At 73.0% G+C, this 14,670-nt stretch carries 13 protein-coding genes; 8 read left to right on the plus strand and 5 right to left on the minus strand.

Translation table 11 applies throughout. The annotated features are described in order from the left end of the window. Both FVA95_RS13440 and FVA95_RS13445 read right to left on the minus strand, forming a co-directional pair. Positions 1 to 1,353 (minus strand): 3-oxoacyl-ACP reductase, encoded by a 1,353-nt coding sequence (locus FVA95_RS13440; protein WP_149664517.1) that lies wholly within the window; start codon positions 1,351 to 1,353, stop codon positions 1 to 3. Continuing rightward, positions 1,350 to 2,651, minus strand: a complete 1,302-nt coding sequence (locus FVA95_RS13445; RefSeq protein ID WP_149664518.1) for an acetyl-CoA C-acetyltransferase — start codon at positions 2,649 to 2,651, stop codon at positions 1,350 to 1,352. The genes FVA95_RS13440 and FVA95_RS13445 overlap by 4 nt, the downstream gene beginning before the upstream one ends. Positions 2,652 to 2,789: 138 nt before the next feature. On the opposite strand from FVA95_RS13445, the gene FVA95_RS13450 reads away from it, so the two are divergent. Together FVA95_RS13450 and FVA95_RS13455 are read left to right on the plus strand one after the other, a co-directional pair. Then, positions 2,790 to 3,494: a TetR family transcriptional regulator gene (locus tag FVA95_RS13450; protein ID WP_020622300.1), complete on the plus strand. Its 705-nt coding sequence runs from the start codon at positions 2,790 to 2,792 to the stop codon at positions 3,492 to 3,494. Continuing rightward, positions 3,491 to 5,482: an acyl-CoA dehydrogenase gene (locus FVA95_RS13455; protein WP_149664519.1), complete on the plus strand. Its 1,992-nt coding sequence runs from the start codon at positions 3,491 to 3,493 to the stop codon at positions 5,480 to 5,482. Before FVA95_RS13450 ends, FVA95_RS13455 begins: the two co-directional genes overlap by 4 nt. 77 nt (positions 5,483 to 5,559) lie before the next feature. Here FVA95_RS13455 and FVA95_RS13460 read toward each other — a convergent pair whose 3' ends face one another. After that, positions 5,560 to 5,745: a hypothetical protein gene (locus tag FVA95_RS13460; RefSeq protein WP_020622302.1), complete on the minus strand. Its 186-nt coding sequence runs from the start codon at positions 5,743 to 5,745 to the stop codon at positions 5,560 to 5,562. Between the two features lie 197 nt (positions 5,746 to 5,942). Here FVA95_RS13460 and FVA95_RS13465 point away from each other — a divergent pair, with 197 nt between their 5' ends. The 5 genes from FVA95_RS13465 to FVA95_RS13485 all read left to right on the plus strand — a co-directional run bounded on the left by FVA95_RS13465 (position 5,943) and on the right by FVA95_RS13485 (position 12,634). Beyond that, positions 5,943 to 6,413: an Rrf2 family transcriptional regulator gene (locus FVA95_RS13465; protein ID WP_149664520.1), complete on the plus strand. Its 471-nt coding sequence runs from the start codon at positions 5,943 to 5,945 to the stop codon at positions 6,411 to 6,413. A 41-nt stretch (positions 6,414 to 6,454) separates the two neighbouring features. Beyond that, complete coding sequence (locus tag FVA95_RS13470) at positions 6,455 to 6,937, plus strand: carboxymuconolactone decarboxylase family protein (RefSeq protein WP_060714985.1); 483 nt, start codon at positions 6,455 to 6,457, stop codon at positions 6,935 to 6,937. Between the two features lie 126 nt (positions 6,938 to 7,063). Further along, entirely contained in the window at positions 7,064 to 9,385 is a 2,322-nt protein-coding gene (locus FVA95_RS13475) for an FdhF/YdeP family oxidoreductase (RefSeq protein ID WP_240051459.1), read from the plus strand. 101 nt (positions 9,386 to 9,486) lie between these two features. Further along, the gene (locus FVA95_RS13480) at positions 9,487 to 10,722 is read left to right on the plus strand and encodes a multidrug effflux MFS transporter (protein ID WP_149664522.1); all 1,236 of its coding nucleotides are present in this window, start codon (positions 9,487 to 9,489) and stop codon (positions 10,720 to 10,722) included. A gap of 49 nt (positions 10,723 to 10,771) precedes the next feature. Continuing rightward, positions 10,772 to 12,634 (plus strand): ABC transporter ATP-binding protein, encoded by a 1,863-nt coding sequence (locus FVA95_RS13485; RefSeq protein ID WP_149664523.1) that lies wholly within the window; start codon positions 10,772 to 10,774, stop codon positions 12,632 to 12,634. Here FVA95_RS13485 and FVA95_RS13490 read toward each other — a convergent pair. Next, positions 12,631 to 13,170, minus strand: coding sequence for a bifunctional nuclease family protein (locus FVA95_RS13490; RefSeq protein WP_060713990.1), 540 nt, complete (start codon positions 13,168 to 13,170; stop codon positions 12,631 to 12,633). The genes FVA95_RS13485 and FVA95_RS13490 overlap by 4 nt on opposite strands. Before the next feature lie 55 nt (positions 13,171 to 13,225). After that, complete coding sequence (locus tag FVA95_RS13495) at positions 13,226 to 13,963, minus strand: SDR family oxidoreductase (RefSeq protein WP_149664524.1); 738 nt, start codon at positions 13,961 to 13,963, stop codon at positions 13,226 to 13,228. Between the two features lie 411 nt (positions 13,964 to 14,374). Here FVA95_RS13495 and FVA95_RS13500 point away from each other — a divergent pair, with 411 nt between their 5' ends. Next, complete coding sequence (locus FVA95_RS13500) at positions 14,375 to 14,635, plus strand: leucine zipper domain-containing protein (RefSeq protein WP_370460864.1); 261 nt, start codon at positions 14,375 to 14,377, stop codon at positions 14,633 to 14,635. Positions 14,636 to 14,670 lie beyond the last annotated feature (35 nt).

The following is a 14,670-nucleotide window of genomic DNA, read 5'->3' on the forward strand; positions in this document are numbered from 1 at the left end:
TCAGGCCCCCAGCATCGACTGGCCGCAGACCCGCACGGTCTGCCCGTTGAGTCCGCCGGACTCGGCGCGGCCGAACCAGCCGATGGCCTCGGCGACGTCCACCGGCAGCCCGCCCTGCTTGAGGGAGTTGATCCGGCGGCCGCCCTCGCGGGTGGCGACGGGCATCTTCGCGGTCATGTCGGTCTCGATGAACCCGGGTGCGACGGCGTTGATCGTCGCACCGCGCTCGGCGAAGCGCGGGGCGAGCGCCCGGACCATGCCGATCACACCGGCCTTGGAGGCGGCGTAGTTGGTCTGGCCGCGGTTGCCCGCGATGCCCGACTGCGAGGACACGCAGACCACGCGGCCCGCCTCGTGCAGCGGGGAGCCCTCGGCCAGCAGCGCCTCGTTGATCGTCAGCTGGGCGCCCAGGTTGACCGCGAGCACCGAGTTCCAGCGGTCGGCGGTCATGTTCGCGAGCAGCTTGTCGCGGGTGATGCCCGCGTTGTGCACCACGATGTCGACGCCGTCGTGCCGGTCGGCGAGGTGCCCGAGCAGCCGGTCCGCCGCGTCGGGGGCGGTGATGTCCAGCTGCAGCGCGGTGCCGCCGGTGCGGTTCGCGGTGCGGGCCAGTCCCTCACCGGCCGCCGGGATGTCGACGGCGACGATCGTCGCGCCGTCGCGGGCCAGGGTGTCGGCGATGGCCGCGCCGATGCCCCGTGCCGCACCGGTGACCACCGCGATGCGCCCGGCGAGCGGCTGCTCCTCGGCGCGCGGGTCGTCGACCTCGGCCGGCTCCTGCGGGGTCCCGACCGGCGCCGCGACGTGCGCGACCTGGCCGTCGACGTAGGCGGAGCGGGCCGACAGGAAGAACCGGACCGACGAGTCGATCGCGGCCGGGGTGACGTCGGAGGCCACGACGAGCAGGTTCGCCGTCGCGCCGAAGCGCAGCTCCTTGCCGATCGAGCGGACCAGGCCGTCGAGCGACTGGGCGACGGCGGCCGCCTCCGCACCGGACGCCTCACCCGGCTCGGCACCGATCAGCAGCACCCGGCCCGACGGGCCGAGCTTCTTCACCGCGGGGGTGAGGATCTGCTGGGCGGCGGCGAGGTCCGCCAGCGTCGTGGCACCGGACAGGTCCAGGACGACGCCGTACAGCCGGTCCTCCCCGGCCGCCGCGAGCGCGGGGACACCGTGGCTCTCGACGAACGCGGTGAGCGCCTTGGCGAACCGGCCCTCGCCGACGGCCGCGACGAGCACCGGGCCGGCCAGCAGCGGGTCCCCGGGGCGGTGCCGGCGCAGCGTCGGCACCGTGGGCAGCCCGAGCTGCTTGGCGATCGGGGTGTTGGACAGGGTCGCGAGCAGGTCGCTCATGCCGTTGCCTCCAGGATCGCGACGACGCCCTGGCCGCCGGCGGCGCAGATCGAGATCAGGCCGCGCTGGTCCTTCTTCTCGGTGTCGGCCTTCTCCCGCAGGAGCTTGGCCAGGGTCGCGACGATCCGGCCGCCGGTCGCGGCGAACGGGTGCCCCGCGGCGAGCGAGGAGCCCGCGACGTTGAGCTTGTCGTCGTCGATCGCGCCCAGCGGCGCGTCGAGACCCAGGCGCTCCTTGCAGAAGCGGGGGTCCTCCCAGGCCTTGCGCTGCACGAGGACGACCGAGGCGAAGGCCTCGTGGATCTCGTACAGGTCGAAGTCCTGCAGGGACAGCCCGTTGCGCTCCAGCATCCGCGGCACGGCGAACACCGGCGCGGTGAGCAGCCCGTCCGGGCCGTGGACGTAGTCCACACCGGAGGTCTCGGCGTCCACCACGTGCGCCAGCACCGGCAGCCGGTGCTCGGCGGCCCACTCGTCGGAGCCGAGCAGCACCAGGGCCGCACCGTCGGTGAGCGGGGTCGAGTTGCCCGCGGTCATCGTGGCGTCGGGGCCCTTGCCGAAGACCGGCTTGAGCTTCGCGAGCTTCTCCACCGAGGAGTCGGCGCGCAGGTTGTTGTCCCGGGTCAGCTTCAGGTACGGCGTGACCAGGTCGTCGAAGAAGCCGCGGTCGTAGGCGGCGGCCAGGTTGTGGTGGCTGCGCACGGTGAGCTCGTCCTGCTCGGTGCGGCCGATGCCCCACTCCAGGGCGGTGCGCGCGGCGTGCTCGCCCATCGACAGGCCGGTGCGCGGCTCGGAGTTCTCCGGGATGTCCGGCACGATCTGCCCCGGGCGCAGCTGCCCCACCAGCTTGAGCCGGTCCATCGTGGTCTTCGCCGCGTTGAGCTTGACCAGCACGCGCCGCAGGTCGTCGTTCAGGGCGATCGGCGCGTCGGACGCGGTGTCCACGCCACCGGCGACACCGGACTCGATCTGGCCGAGCGCGATCTTGTTGGCGACGGCGATGGTCGCCTCCAGACCGGTGCCGCAGGCCTGCTGCACGTCGTAGGCCGCGGTGGCGGGGCTCAGCCGGGAGCCGAGGACCGCCTCGCGGGTCAGGTTGAAGTCGCGGGAGTGCTTGAGCACGGCGCCGGCCACGACCTCACCCAGGCGCTCGCCGGCCAGCCCGAAGCGGGCCACCAGACCGTCGAGCGTCGTGGTGAGCATGTCGAGGTTCGAGGCGCCGGCGTAGGCACCGTTGGCCCGCGCGAACGGGATGCGGTTGCCGCCGATGACGGCGGCGCGCCGGGTGCTGGCTGGCATGGGGGTCGTCCCTCCTGGGTTCGGGTCCCGCCCCACCCGATCGGGGTGACCGCGCTGCGCGCGGGCCCCGGTGGGCGGAGCATCGGGTCGTGGTTCGTCGTTACCACGGGGTAGCCGGTACTCAAGGTACACGGTACTATGGGTTTCGTGAAGGCCGGACGGGACAAGCGCGACAGCCGATGGGACGCCCACCGCGAGCAGCGGCGGGCCGCACTCGTGGGCTCCGCGATCGGCGCCATCCGCCGGCACGGCGCCGGCATCGGGATGGACGAGATCGCCGCCTCCGCCGCCACCAGCAAGACCGTGATCTACCGGCACTTCGGCGACCGGACCGGCCTCTACACCGCGATCTGCGAGTCGGTGGCCGGGGTCCTGCTCGCCGAGGTCCGCCGGGCCACCGCCGCGGCCCTGGCCGACTCCGGCCGTGGGCCGCGCGCCGCCGTCGCCGCCGGCATCGACGCCTACCTGAGACTCATCGAGATCGACCCGGAGCTGTACCGGTTCGTGGTACAGCGCCCGCTGCTCACCCAGGGAACCGCGCGCCGCAGCCCCGCCACCGACGGCGGGCACGACCCGGTCAACGACCTCGTGACCGTGATCGGGGACGAGGTGGCCGCGGTCATCGCCGGCAACCTCGCCGACCCGGCCCCCGGGGAGACCGACCGGCGGGCCGCGGCCCGCATCTGGGGCCACGCGATCGTCGGCCTGGTGCGCGGCGCCGCCGACGACTGGCTCGCCCGCCCCGACGGCACCCCGCGCGAGCAGCTCGCCACCCATCTCACCGACCTGGCCTGGTCCGGACTCTCCGGCCTGGCATCGCACGTGCAGGAGGTTCACCCGTGAACGCCCAGACCAGCACCCTTCCCACGCCCGACCTGATCCCCGCGGAGACCCTCCGCACGGTCGTCGACGGACGGTGGGCGCACGTCCGGCAGCAGACCCGCGAGCAGCTCGCGGCCAACGCCGACATGCGCGCGAACCCCGACCTGTCCTCGGCCGACTACCGCGGGCACATCACCGACTCGCTCAAGTTCCTGACTTCCTCCGGCCGCCCGCACACCGGCTTCGACCCGTCCGTCGGCGGCGAGGGCGACGTCGGCGGCGTGGTCACCGCGTTCGCCATGCTCGCCTACGGCGACCTGTCGCTGCTGGTCAAGGCCGGTGTCCAGTGGGGACTGTTCGGCGGCGCCGTCCAGGTGCTCGGCACCGAGCGCCACCACGAGCAGTACCTTCGCAAGATCATCGACGGCGAGCTGCTCGGCTGCTTCGCGATGACCGAGTCCGGCCACGGCTCGGACGTGCAGCACCTGCACACCACGGCCACCTACGACGCCGCGGCGGGCGAGTTCGTCGTCCACACCCCGTACCCGCAGGCACGCAAGGAGTACATCGGCAACGCCGCGCGCGACGGCCGGATGGCCGTGGTGTTCGCCCAGCTGGTCACCGGCGACGAGAAGCCCGGCGTGCACGCCTTCCTCGTGCCGCTGCGCGACTCCGACGGCAACCCCCTGCCCGGCGTGACCATCGGCGACGACGGGCGCAAGGCGGGCCTGAACGGCGTCGACAACGGGCGGCTGACCTTCGACCACGTGCGCATCCCACGCGAGAACCTGCTCAACCGCTTCGCCGACGTCGCCCCGGACGGGACGTACTCGTCGTCGATCGAGAACGAGACCGCTCGCTTCTTCACCATGCTCGGCACCCTGGTCCGCGGCCGGATCTCGGTCGCCGGCGGTGCCGGCGGGGCCGCGCAGAAGGCGCTCGCCCTGGCCGTGCGCTTCGGTGAGCGCCGCCGCCAGTTCGCCGACCCGGCGACCGGCGAGGAGATCGCCGTCCTCGACTACCTGGCCCACCAGCAGAAGCTGCTGCCCGCGCTGGCGACCACGTACGCGCTGCACTTCACCCAGGACGACCTGGTGAAGCGGATGCACGACATCCAGGCGCCCGGCGCGGGCCCGGTCGGTGCGCGCGAGCAGCGCACCCTGGAGCAGTCCGCGGCGGGCATCAAGGCGATCGCCACCTGGCACGCCACGCACACCATCCAGACCTGCCGCGAGGCCTGCGGCGGCGCGGGCTACCTGGAGGAGAACCTGCTGCCCGCGCTCAAGGCGGACACCGACGTGTTCACCACCTTCGAGGGTGACAACACGGTCCTGCTGCAGCTGCTGGCCAAGGAGCTGCTGTCGGACTACGGCCGCACGATCAAGAAGGGCAACCCGCTCGAGATCGCGCCGCTGCTCGGGCGTCAGCTCGCCGGGGTGCTCGCCGAGCGGACCGGCGCCGCGTCGCTGACCCGGCGGATCCCGTTCCGCGGGATCGACCTGACCGACCGCAGGCGCCGCCGGGAGCTGCTGGAGATCCGCCGCGCGGACACCCTGGCCGCCGCGATCCGCAACCTCGCCCCCGCGATGCGCAAGGGCAACGACGAGTTCACCGTCTTCAACTCCGCGCAGGACCTGCTGCTCGTCGCCGCGCGGGCGCACGTGGACACCCTCGTCGAGCGCTCCTTCGCCGACAAGCTCGCCACGATCGACGACCCGGCGGTGCGGGCGCTGCTGGAGCGGGTCTACGACCTGCACGTGCTGAGCGTGATCGACCGCGAGCGGGCCTGGTACCTGGAGACCGGGCGGCTCACCGCCGCCGAGTCCCGCTCGATCCGGCCGCTGGTCAACGGCCTGTGCCGGGAGCTGCGGCCGTACGCCCGCACGCTGGTCGACGGCTTCGGCATCCCGGACGAGTGGCTGGCCTGCCCGATGCTGGACGACGAGGCCTGGGCCCCGGCCCCCGGGCGACCGACCGAGCCGCTGACCGAGCAGGTCGAGGCGGGCTGACACGCTCCCGACACGACACGACACGACGACGGCCGGCCCCGGTGACCCGGGGCCGGCCGTCCGTCGTCGGGCCTGGGTCAGGCCGCGAGGCCCAGGGCGTCGAGGACCGCGCCGAGGGTCGACGACAGGTCGGCGACGGTGCTGTCGACGACCTCGGCGATCGGGGTGATCTCGGCCGCGCTGGCGGTGCCGGTGAGACCCAGCATCAGCAGCGGGGCGGCGACGGCAGCAGCGGCCAGACCGGCGATACGACGCTTGTCCATGGTGGTTCCTTCCTTCGGGGGGCTTTCGTACGGACCGACAGTGGAAGACCGGTGCGCCCGATTTCCAGGTTCGGGCGGTACCTGTAACTGTCCGCTTACATCGATGCGTTTGCCGTCATCTGTCGGACATACTCGACGAGACCATGATCACGTCGATTCCTGGACATCTCATATCCGGGATGCGTAGTGTCCAGATTATGCGGATGGGACAGGGCGTCGAATGGGCGCTGCACTGCTGCCTGAACCTGGCCTGGGTCGGTGACGCGGTGCCCGGCGCCCGGCTCGCCGGGTTCTACGACCTGCCGGCCGCGTACCTGAACAAGCAGCTGCAGACGCTGGTCCGGGCCGGGATCTGCGAGTCCGTCCCGGGCCCGCGCGGCGGCTTCCGGCTCGCCCGACCGACGGAGCAGGTGTCGCTGCTCGACGTCGTCGTCGCGGTCGAGGGACCGGAGGACGCGTTCCGCTGCACCTCGATCCTCGGAGCGGCACCGGGCGGCGACCCGTCGCTCGACTACTCCGGCCACTGCGCGATCGCGCTGTCCATGCGCTCGGCCGAGCTGGCCTGGCGCCGGGAGCTGGCCGGCCGCTCGCTCGCCGACGTCGCCGCGGACGTCGTCCGCACCGCCCCGGAGGCGCCGCAGCGCGTCCGGGCCGCACTCGCACCGTGACCGCACCGGCCACGGCCACCACCTACCCGGAGGAGACCCTCGTGGAACCGCGCATCACCCGGCCCTACCGCCACGTCCCGGACGGCTACCGCGCGCTGCTCGCGCTGGAGTCCTCCACCCGCGACGACACCGTCCTCCCCCGCGCCCTGCAGGAGCTCGTGCGGCTGCGCGCCTCGCAGGTCAACGGCTGCGGGTTCTGCGTGGACATGCACTCCCACGACGCGCTCGACGCCGGGGAGAGCGTGGAGCGCCTGCTCTCCGTCGCCGCCTGGCGGGAGGCCCCGTGGTTCAGCAGGGCCGAGCGCGCCGCGCTCGCCCTGACCGAGGAGCTCACCCGGCTCGCCGACCGCCCCGACGCGGTGCCGGACCCGGTGTGGGACGAGGCCGCCGCCGTCTTCGACGAGAAGGCCCTGACCCAGCTGGTCGTCTCCGTCGCGACCATCAACGCCTGGAACCGGATCAGCGTCGCCACCCGGCAGGTGGCGGGGAGCCACCGGCGCGCCGCGGCCGCGGGGCGGCCCTGACCTTTCCCGCGCATCCGCGGACCGGCTGGTCGTCACGTCCCACGGCGGGGCAGCATCGTTTCCCTGCCCCGCCTCCGTGGGTAATCTGGCCCGTTCCGCCGTCGTTGTGTTCCAGATGAGGTGCCCGTGTCCCCCACCCCGGTCAACAGCGCCCCGATCCACCCCCCGGTCGACACCGAGGAGTCCGATCTGCGCGTCTCGGAGCGGAAGACCTCCGCCGCCGGGGCGAAGGCCGTTGCCATCTCCATGAAGCGTTCCCTCGCCGAACAGGGCGTGGTGAAGTCCGCCACGAACCTGCTCACGATGAACCAGGTCGACGGCTTCGACTGCATGAGCTGCGCCTGGCCGGACCCGGCACCCGGCGAGCGGCACACCGCCGAGTTCTGCGAGAACGGCGCGAAGGCCGTGGCCTGGGAGGGCGACAACCGTCGCGTCACCCCCGAGTTCTTCGCCGAGCACTCCATCGCCGACCTGCGGGAGCGCAGCGCGCACTGGCTGGAGAGCCAGGGCAGGCTGACCCATCCGATGGTCCGCCGGGCCGGCGGCACGCACTACGAGCCCATCTCGTGGGACGACGCGTTCGACCTGGTGGGGACGCACCTGCGCGGCCTGTCGAGCCCGGACGAGGCGCTGTTCTACACCTCCGGCCGGGCCTCGAACGAGGCCGCGTTCGTCTACCAGCTGTTCGCCCGCGCCTACGGCACGAACAACCTGCCCGACTGCTCGAACATGTGCCACGAGTCGACCTCGGTCGGCCTGGCCGAGGCGATCGGCATCGGGAAGGGCTCGGTCTCGCTGCAGGACCTGCACGACGCCGACCTGATCGTCATCTCCGGGCAGAACCCGGGCACCAACCACCCGCGCATGCTCTCGGCGCTGGAGATCGCCAAGAAGAACGGCGCGCGGATCCTCGCCGTCAACCCGCTGCCCGAGGCCGGGCTGTTCAAGTTCGACAACCCGCAGACCGTGCGGGGCATGAGCGGCATCGGCACCCACCTCGCCGACGAGTTCCTGCAGATCCGCTCGGGCGGCGACCTCGCGCTGTGGCAGGCGTTCGGGCACCTGCTGCTGGCCGCCGAGGACCGCAACCCGGGCAGTGTGCTGGACCGCGACTTCATCGAGCGCCACACCCACGGATTCGAGGCCTACGCCGCGCACGTGAAGGACCTGGACCGCGACGCCGTCGTCGCCGCGACCGGGCTCACCTGGGGCGAGATCGAGAAGGCCGCGGAGATGCTCGCGACCTCGAAGCGGATCGTGAACTGCTGGGCCATGGGCATCACCCAGCACCGCAACGCCGTGGCCACCATCAAGGAGTTGGTGAACGTCGCCCTGCTCCAGGGCATGATCGGCAAGCCGGGCGCGGGCCTGTGCCCGGTCCGCGGCCACTCCAACGTGCAGGGCGACCGCACGATGGGCATCTGGGAGCGGGTCGCGGACAGCTTCCTCGACGCGATCCGCGACGAGTTCGGCTTCGAGCCGCCCCGCGAGCACGGCTACGACTCGGTCGCCGCGGTGCAGGCGATGGCGGACGGGCGGGCGAGCGTCTTCGTCGGACTGGGCGGCAACTTCTCCCAGGCGATGTCGGACACCGGGGTCACCGAGCCCGCGCTGGAGCGCTGCGCGCTGACCGTGCAGATCTCCACCAAGCTGAACCGGTCGCACGTCGTCGCCGGGACCGACGCGCTGATCCTGCCCACCCTCGGCCGCACGGAGAAGGACCTGACCGGCGGCCGGGCGCAGCGGGTCACCGTCGAGGACTCGATGTCGGCGGTGCACGCCTCGCACGGCCGCTCGGAGCCGGCCGGTGAGCTGCTGCGGTCCGAGGTCGACATCCTGTGCGGGATCGCGCGGGCCACCCTCGGCGCGGACCACCTCGTCCCGTGGGCCGACTTCGCCGCCGACTACGACCGCATCCGCGACCGGATCGGCCGGGTCGTCCCGGGCTGCGAGGCCTACACCGAGAAGGTCGCCCGCTCCGGCGGGTTCACCCTCCCCCATCCGCCCCGGGACAGCCGCACCTTCCCGACGGCGTCGGGCAAGGCGGAGTTCACCGTCAGCCCGCTGGAGGTGGTGACCCTGCCCGAGGGCCGCCTGGTCCTGCAGAGCCTGCGCAGCCACGACCAGTTCAACACCACGATCTACGGCCTGGACGACCGCTACCGCGGCATCCACTCCGGTCGTCGGGTCGTGTTCATCTCCGACGCCGACCTGCGCGAGCTGGGCTTCGCCGACGGCGACCGGGTGAACCTGGTCAGCGAGTGGACCGACGGCAGCGAGCGGCGCGCCGACGACTTCCGGCTGGTGTCCTACTCGACGCCGAAGGGCTGCATCGCCGCGTACTACCCGGAGACGAACCCGCTGATCCCGCTGGAGTCCTACGCTGAGTCGTCGCGGTGCCCGACGTCGAAGTGGGTCCAGGTCCGGCTGGAGCCCGCCACCCGCTGATCGACGTGTGGGCGTGCTCACCCGCCCGGTGACCCCCGGGCGGAATCGGCGTCACCCCTCGTGTGGTTGCACCGTGCGGCCACACGAGGGGGGACACACCGGTGACCACGACCGCAGTCACGGCGCCGAGCCGGTTACGGATCGCGCTGATCCTGGGTGCGTTGATCGCACTCGGCCCGCTCACGATCGACACCTACCTGCCCGCATTGCCCGACGTCGGGCGCGACCTCGTCGCGTCCGAGCCGGTCGTGCAGCTGACGCTGACCGGCACGCTCGCCGGGCTGGCGCTCGGCCAGCTGGTGATCGGCCCGCTGTCCGACGCCTACGGCCGCCGCAGGCTCCTGCTCGCCGGCACCGCCGTGCACGTGCTGGCCTCGGCGCTGGTCGCCCTCGCCCCGAGCATCGAGGTGCTGGCGGTGCTGCGGGTCCTGCAGGGCGTCGGCGCCTCGGCCGGCGCGGTGATCGGCCTCGCCGTGGTGCGCGACCTGTTCACCGGCCGGGCCGCGGCGACCATGCTCTCGCGGCTGATCCTGGTGATGGGCGCCTTCCCGGTGCTCGCCCCGACCCTCGGTGCGGCTCTGCTCAACTGGGTCTCCTGGCGCGGGGTGTTCCTGTTCCTGGCCGGCTACGGCCTGGTCATGCTGGCCGTGGTCACCGCGGGGCTGCCCGAGACCCTCCCCGTCTCCCGACGCCGGTCGGCCCGGTTCGGCGCCACCCTGCGGACCTACGGCGGGCTGCTGCGCGACCGGACCTTCGTCGGGCTGGTGCTCGTCGCGGGGCTCGCGATGGGCGCGCTGTTCAGCTACGTCTCCGGCGCCGCGTACGTCTACCAGCAGCAGTTCGGGATGGACCAGCAGACGTTCGGCATCGCCTTCGGTGCCGGTGCGATCTGGCTGGTCGTCGGCACCCAGCTCAACCCGGTGGTGCTGCGCCGGGTCGAGCCCCGCCGGGTGATGTCGGTCGCCGTCGCCGCCGGGGTGCTCGTCGGGCTCGTGCTGGCCGTGCTCACCGCGACCGGCACCGGCGGGCTGCCCGCTGTGCTCGCCGGCGTGTGGGCGCTGCTGCTGGCCTGCGGCTTCGTCCTGCCGAACGCGCCCGCGCTGGCGCTGGCCCGGCACGGCGAGTCCGCCGGGACGGCGTCGGCGCTGCTGGGGTCGCTGCAGTTCGGGATCGGCGCGGCGACGTCCCCGGTCGTCGGGCTGCTCGGCAACGACGCGGCCGCGATGGGCACCGCGATGTTCGGTGCGATCGCGCTCGCCGGGATCGCGCTGGTCGCCGTCGCGCGGCCGTGGACGCTGCCCGACCTGAACGAGGAGCCCGAGCTCGCGACCGCATGACGTCCGACTCTTGACCTGAAGTCAGCTTCAGTTCTTAGCGTCCCGCACCATGGACGCGAGCACCTGGACGGCCCTGCGCACCGCGAGCACCGAGCCCGGCAGGCGCACCCGCCCGGCCGGGGAGACGGCCCGCCGGATCCTGGACTTCGCCCGGCCGCACCGGCGGCGGATCGCGGCGTTCCTCGCCGTGAGCACCGCCGCCGCCGTGCTGACGGTGGCGGTGCCGCTGCTGGCCGGGCGGGCCACCGACGCGGTGACCCGCGGCGAGCCGCTGTCGGTGCTCGCACTGCTGGCCGGTCTGATGGCGGCCGTCGCCCTGGTCGAGGCGGCGCTGTCGATGCTGACCCGCTGGTACTCGGCGAACCTCGGCGAGAGCCTGATCCATCAGCTGCGGACCACCGTGTTCGACCACGTGCAGCGGATGCCGGTCGCGTTCTTCACCCGCACCCGTACCGGCGCCCTGGTGTCCCGGCTGAACTCCGACGTCCTCGGGGCGCAGCGGGCGTTCTCCGACACCCTCGCCGGGGTGGTGTCCAACGTCGTCGTGCTGGCGCTGACGCTCGCCGCGATGCTGGTGATCTCCTGGCCGGTGACCCTGCTGGTGACGCTGCTGCTGCCGGCGTTCCTGGTCCCGGCCCGGCTGATGGGACGGCGGCTGGCCGCGCTGGAACGGGCGGCCGCGGACCACAACGCGGCGATGAGCACCCGGATGACCGAGCGGTTCTCCGCGCCCGGCGCCACCCTGATCACGCTGTTCGGCCGCCCGGATCAGGAGTCCGCGGAGTTCGCCGAGCGGGCCGACCGGGTCCGCGCGATCGGGGTGCGCTCGGCGATGCTGCAGTGGACGTTCGTGACGGCGCTGACGCTCGCGTCGTCACTGGCCGTGGCCGTCGTCTACGGCGTCGGGGGCGGGTTCGCGCTGGCCGGGGCGCTGTCCGCGGGGAACGTCGTGGCGCTCGCGCTGCTGCTGACCCGGCTCTACCAGCCGCTGACCGCGCTGGCCGGGGCCCGGATGGAGATCATGACCGTGCTGGTCAGCTTCGAGCGGGTGCTCGAGGTCCTCGACCTGGAGCCGATGATCACCGACGCCCCGGACGCGCGCCCGGTGCCCGACGGGCCGGTCGGCGTCGAGTTCGACCGGGTCTCGTTCGCCTACCCGACCGCCGACCAGGTGTCGCTGGCGTCGCTGGAGGAGGTCGCGACGCTCGACACCCGCGGCGGCGAGCAGGTGCTGCACGACGTGTCGTTCCTCGCGGCGCCCGGGGCGGTGGTGGCGGTCGTCGGGTCGTCGGGGGCCGGGAAGTCCACCGTCGCCCAGCTGCTCGCCCGGCTCTACGACGTCACCTCCGGGGCGGTCCGGATCGGCGGCGTCGACGTGCGGGAGCTGACCGCGGCGTCGGTGCACCGCGCGGTCGGGTTCGTGACCCAGGACGGGCACCTGCTGCACGACACGGTGGCGGCGAACCTGCGGATCGGGGCACCGGAGGCGACGGACGCCGAGCTGTGGGCGGCGCTGCGCCGGGCCCGGCTCGACGGCCTGGTCGCGTCGCTGCCGGACGGGCTCGCGACGGTCGTCGGGGAGCGGGGGTACCGGCTCTCCGGCGGGGAGCGCCAGCGGATGACGATCGCCCGGGTGCTGCTGGCACGCCCGCGGATCGTGGTGCTGGACGAGGCCACGGCGAGCCTGGACACGACGTCGGAGGCCGCGGTGCAGGCGGCGCTGGCCGAGGCGCTGGACGGGCGGACCGCGCTCGTCATCGCGCACCGGCTGTCCACCGTCCGCCACGCCGACGAGATCCTCGTGCTCGAACAGGGCCGGATCGTCGAGCGCGGGGACCACACCGCGCTGCTGGCCCGGGGCGGGCGCTACGCCGAGCTGTGGGCCGGTGCGGCGCCGGCGGCGGCGGTCTAGCGGAAGTCCTCCGGGGACACCTCGTCGATGAACTCCCGGAACTCCTGCATCTGCTGCTCCGGTGGGGCGTCCGCCGGACCGGCGGTGGCGGCGCGGGCCTGCGCGGCGGCGCCGGTGGTGTCGTCGCCGTCGGGGGGCAGGACGTCGTCGACGGCCTGGCCGACCTCGTCGAGGACGTGCTCGGCCATCCCGATCGGCAGCCCCTCGCGCACGGCCAGCGCCAACGCGTCCGAGGGGCGCACCACCAGCCGGGTGTCGCCGTCGAAGACCAGCTCGGCGGTGTAGACGCCGTCGACGAGGTCGGAGATCTCCACCCGTTCCAGGGTGCGCCCGAGCGCCTCGACGACCGGGAGCAGCACGTCCTGGGTGAGGGGGGTACCCTCGTCGTCCCGCGGGCCGACGGCGATGACCTCGGCCTGCGGTGGCCGCAGGAACACCGGCACGCAGCGGTCGCCGTCGGCCTCGCCGAGCAGCAGCACCGGCTGGCGTGATCTGGCGTGCACGATCAGGCGCAGGACGTGCATCGTCCGGGTCATCTGCCCAGTGTCCCCCGCGACAGGGGGTGACGGAAGTCTCAGAACGAGACGATCCTCAGCCGCGGGCGAGCCAGGGCATCGTCGTCGCGGCGATGGTCAGGAACTGCACGTTCGCCTCCAGGGGGAGCCCGGCCATGGAGACCACGGCGTCGGCGACGTGCCGGACGTCGAAGGTGGGCTCCGGCCGGACCGAGCCGTCGGCCTGCTTCGCGCCGGTGGCGATGCCCGCGGTCATCTCGGTGGCCGCGTTGCCGATGTCGATCTGTCCGCAGGCGATGCCGAACGGGCGGCCGTCGAGGGAGAGCGACTTGGTCAGCCCGGTGATCGCGTGCTTGGTGGCGGTGTAGGGCGCGCTGCCCGGCCGGGGGACGTGCGCGGAGATCGAGCCGTTGTTGATGATCCGGCCACCCTGCGGGTCCTGGCCGCGCATCGCCCCGAACGCCGCCCGGGCGCAGAGGAACGAGCCGGTGAGGTTGACCGCGACGGCCGCGTTCCAGTCGTCGACGGAGATCTCGTCGACGGTGCCGCCCGCGCCGAACGTGCCGGCGTTGTTGACCAGCAGATCGACCCGACCCCAGCGCTCGTGCACCGCGGCGAACAGGGCCTCGACCGACCGGGGGTCGGTGACGTCGGTGGGGACGGCGAGCGTCCCGTCGCGGCCCGCCGCGACCTCGGTCAGGGGCTCGCGCCGGCGACCGGCCAGGGCGACCCGCCAGCCGGCGTCGAGCAGACCGCGGGTCACCGCCTTGCCGATGCCCGACCCGGCCCCGGTCACCACCGCCACACCGCTCATGGGCCCACCCTGCCACGGCCCCGGCCGGTGCCCCGGACGCAGATCGCGCGGGCGGCACGGTCGACGGCACCTCGGGCTCTCTCCGGCTGTCTCGCGCACGCACTAGAGAGCCGCAGACGACCCGAGCGCGCGGGCGCACGTAGCGCCCTCTAGTCCCGTCTCGGATCGACCCGAGAGAAATGCAGACGAGTTCATCGACCGTCGATCAGACCCTGTACCGGTCTCTCGTCTGAACACTAGATAGCGTCATACAACGGCATCGGCACGCGCACATGCCATCGCATACCGCCGTCTAGATGTGATGTCCAGGGAGGTTGTCCCGTCCGGGGGCGGTGAGTCTGGCTGACAGACGAAGGCCTCCGGTTGTGAAGTGGAGCTGTCTAGGAACCGCTTCACCCACCGGAGGCCTTCGTGTCCCACGCTAACGCCGCTCTGACCCCGCGCGCCCGGCTGCGGCTCGCTCAACTCGTCGTCGAGCACGGCTGGACCCACACCGCGGCCGCGACAATGTTCATGGTCTCCGCGCGGACCGCCAAGAAGTGGTCCGACCGCTACCGGGCCGAGGGGCCGGCGGGGATGGCCGACCGCAGCTCACGGCCGAGTGTCCGGGGACGGGCTGTGGTGTCGGTTGATGGACGACCTGACGTGTCGTTGGCCCGGGCGCGATCATGACACGGCTGCCGGGACCGGGGACAGTGCTCTGTCCT

The sequence above is a fragment of the Pseudonocardia sp. EV170527-09 genome (assembly GCF_008369905.1).
Lineage (GTDB): Bacteria > Actinomycetota > Actinomycetes > Mycobacteriales > Pseudonocardiaceae > Pseudonocardia.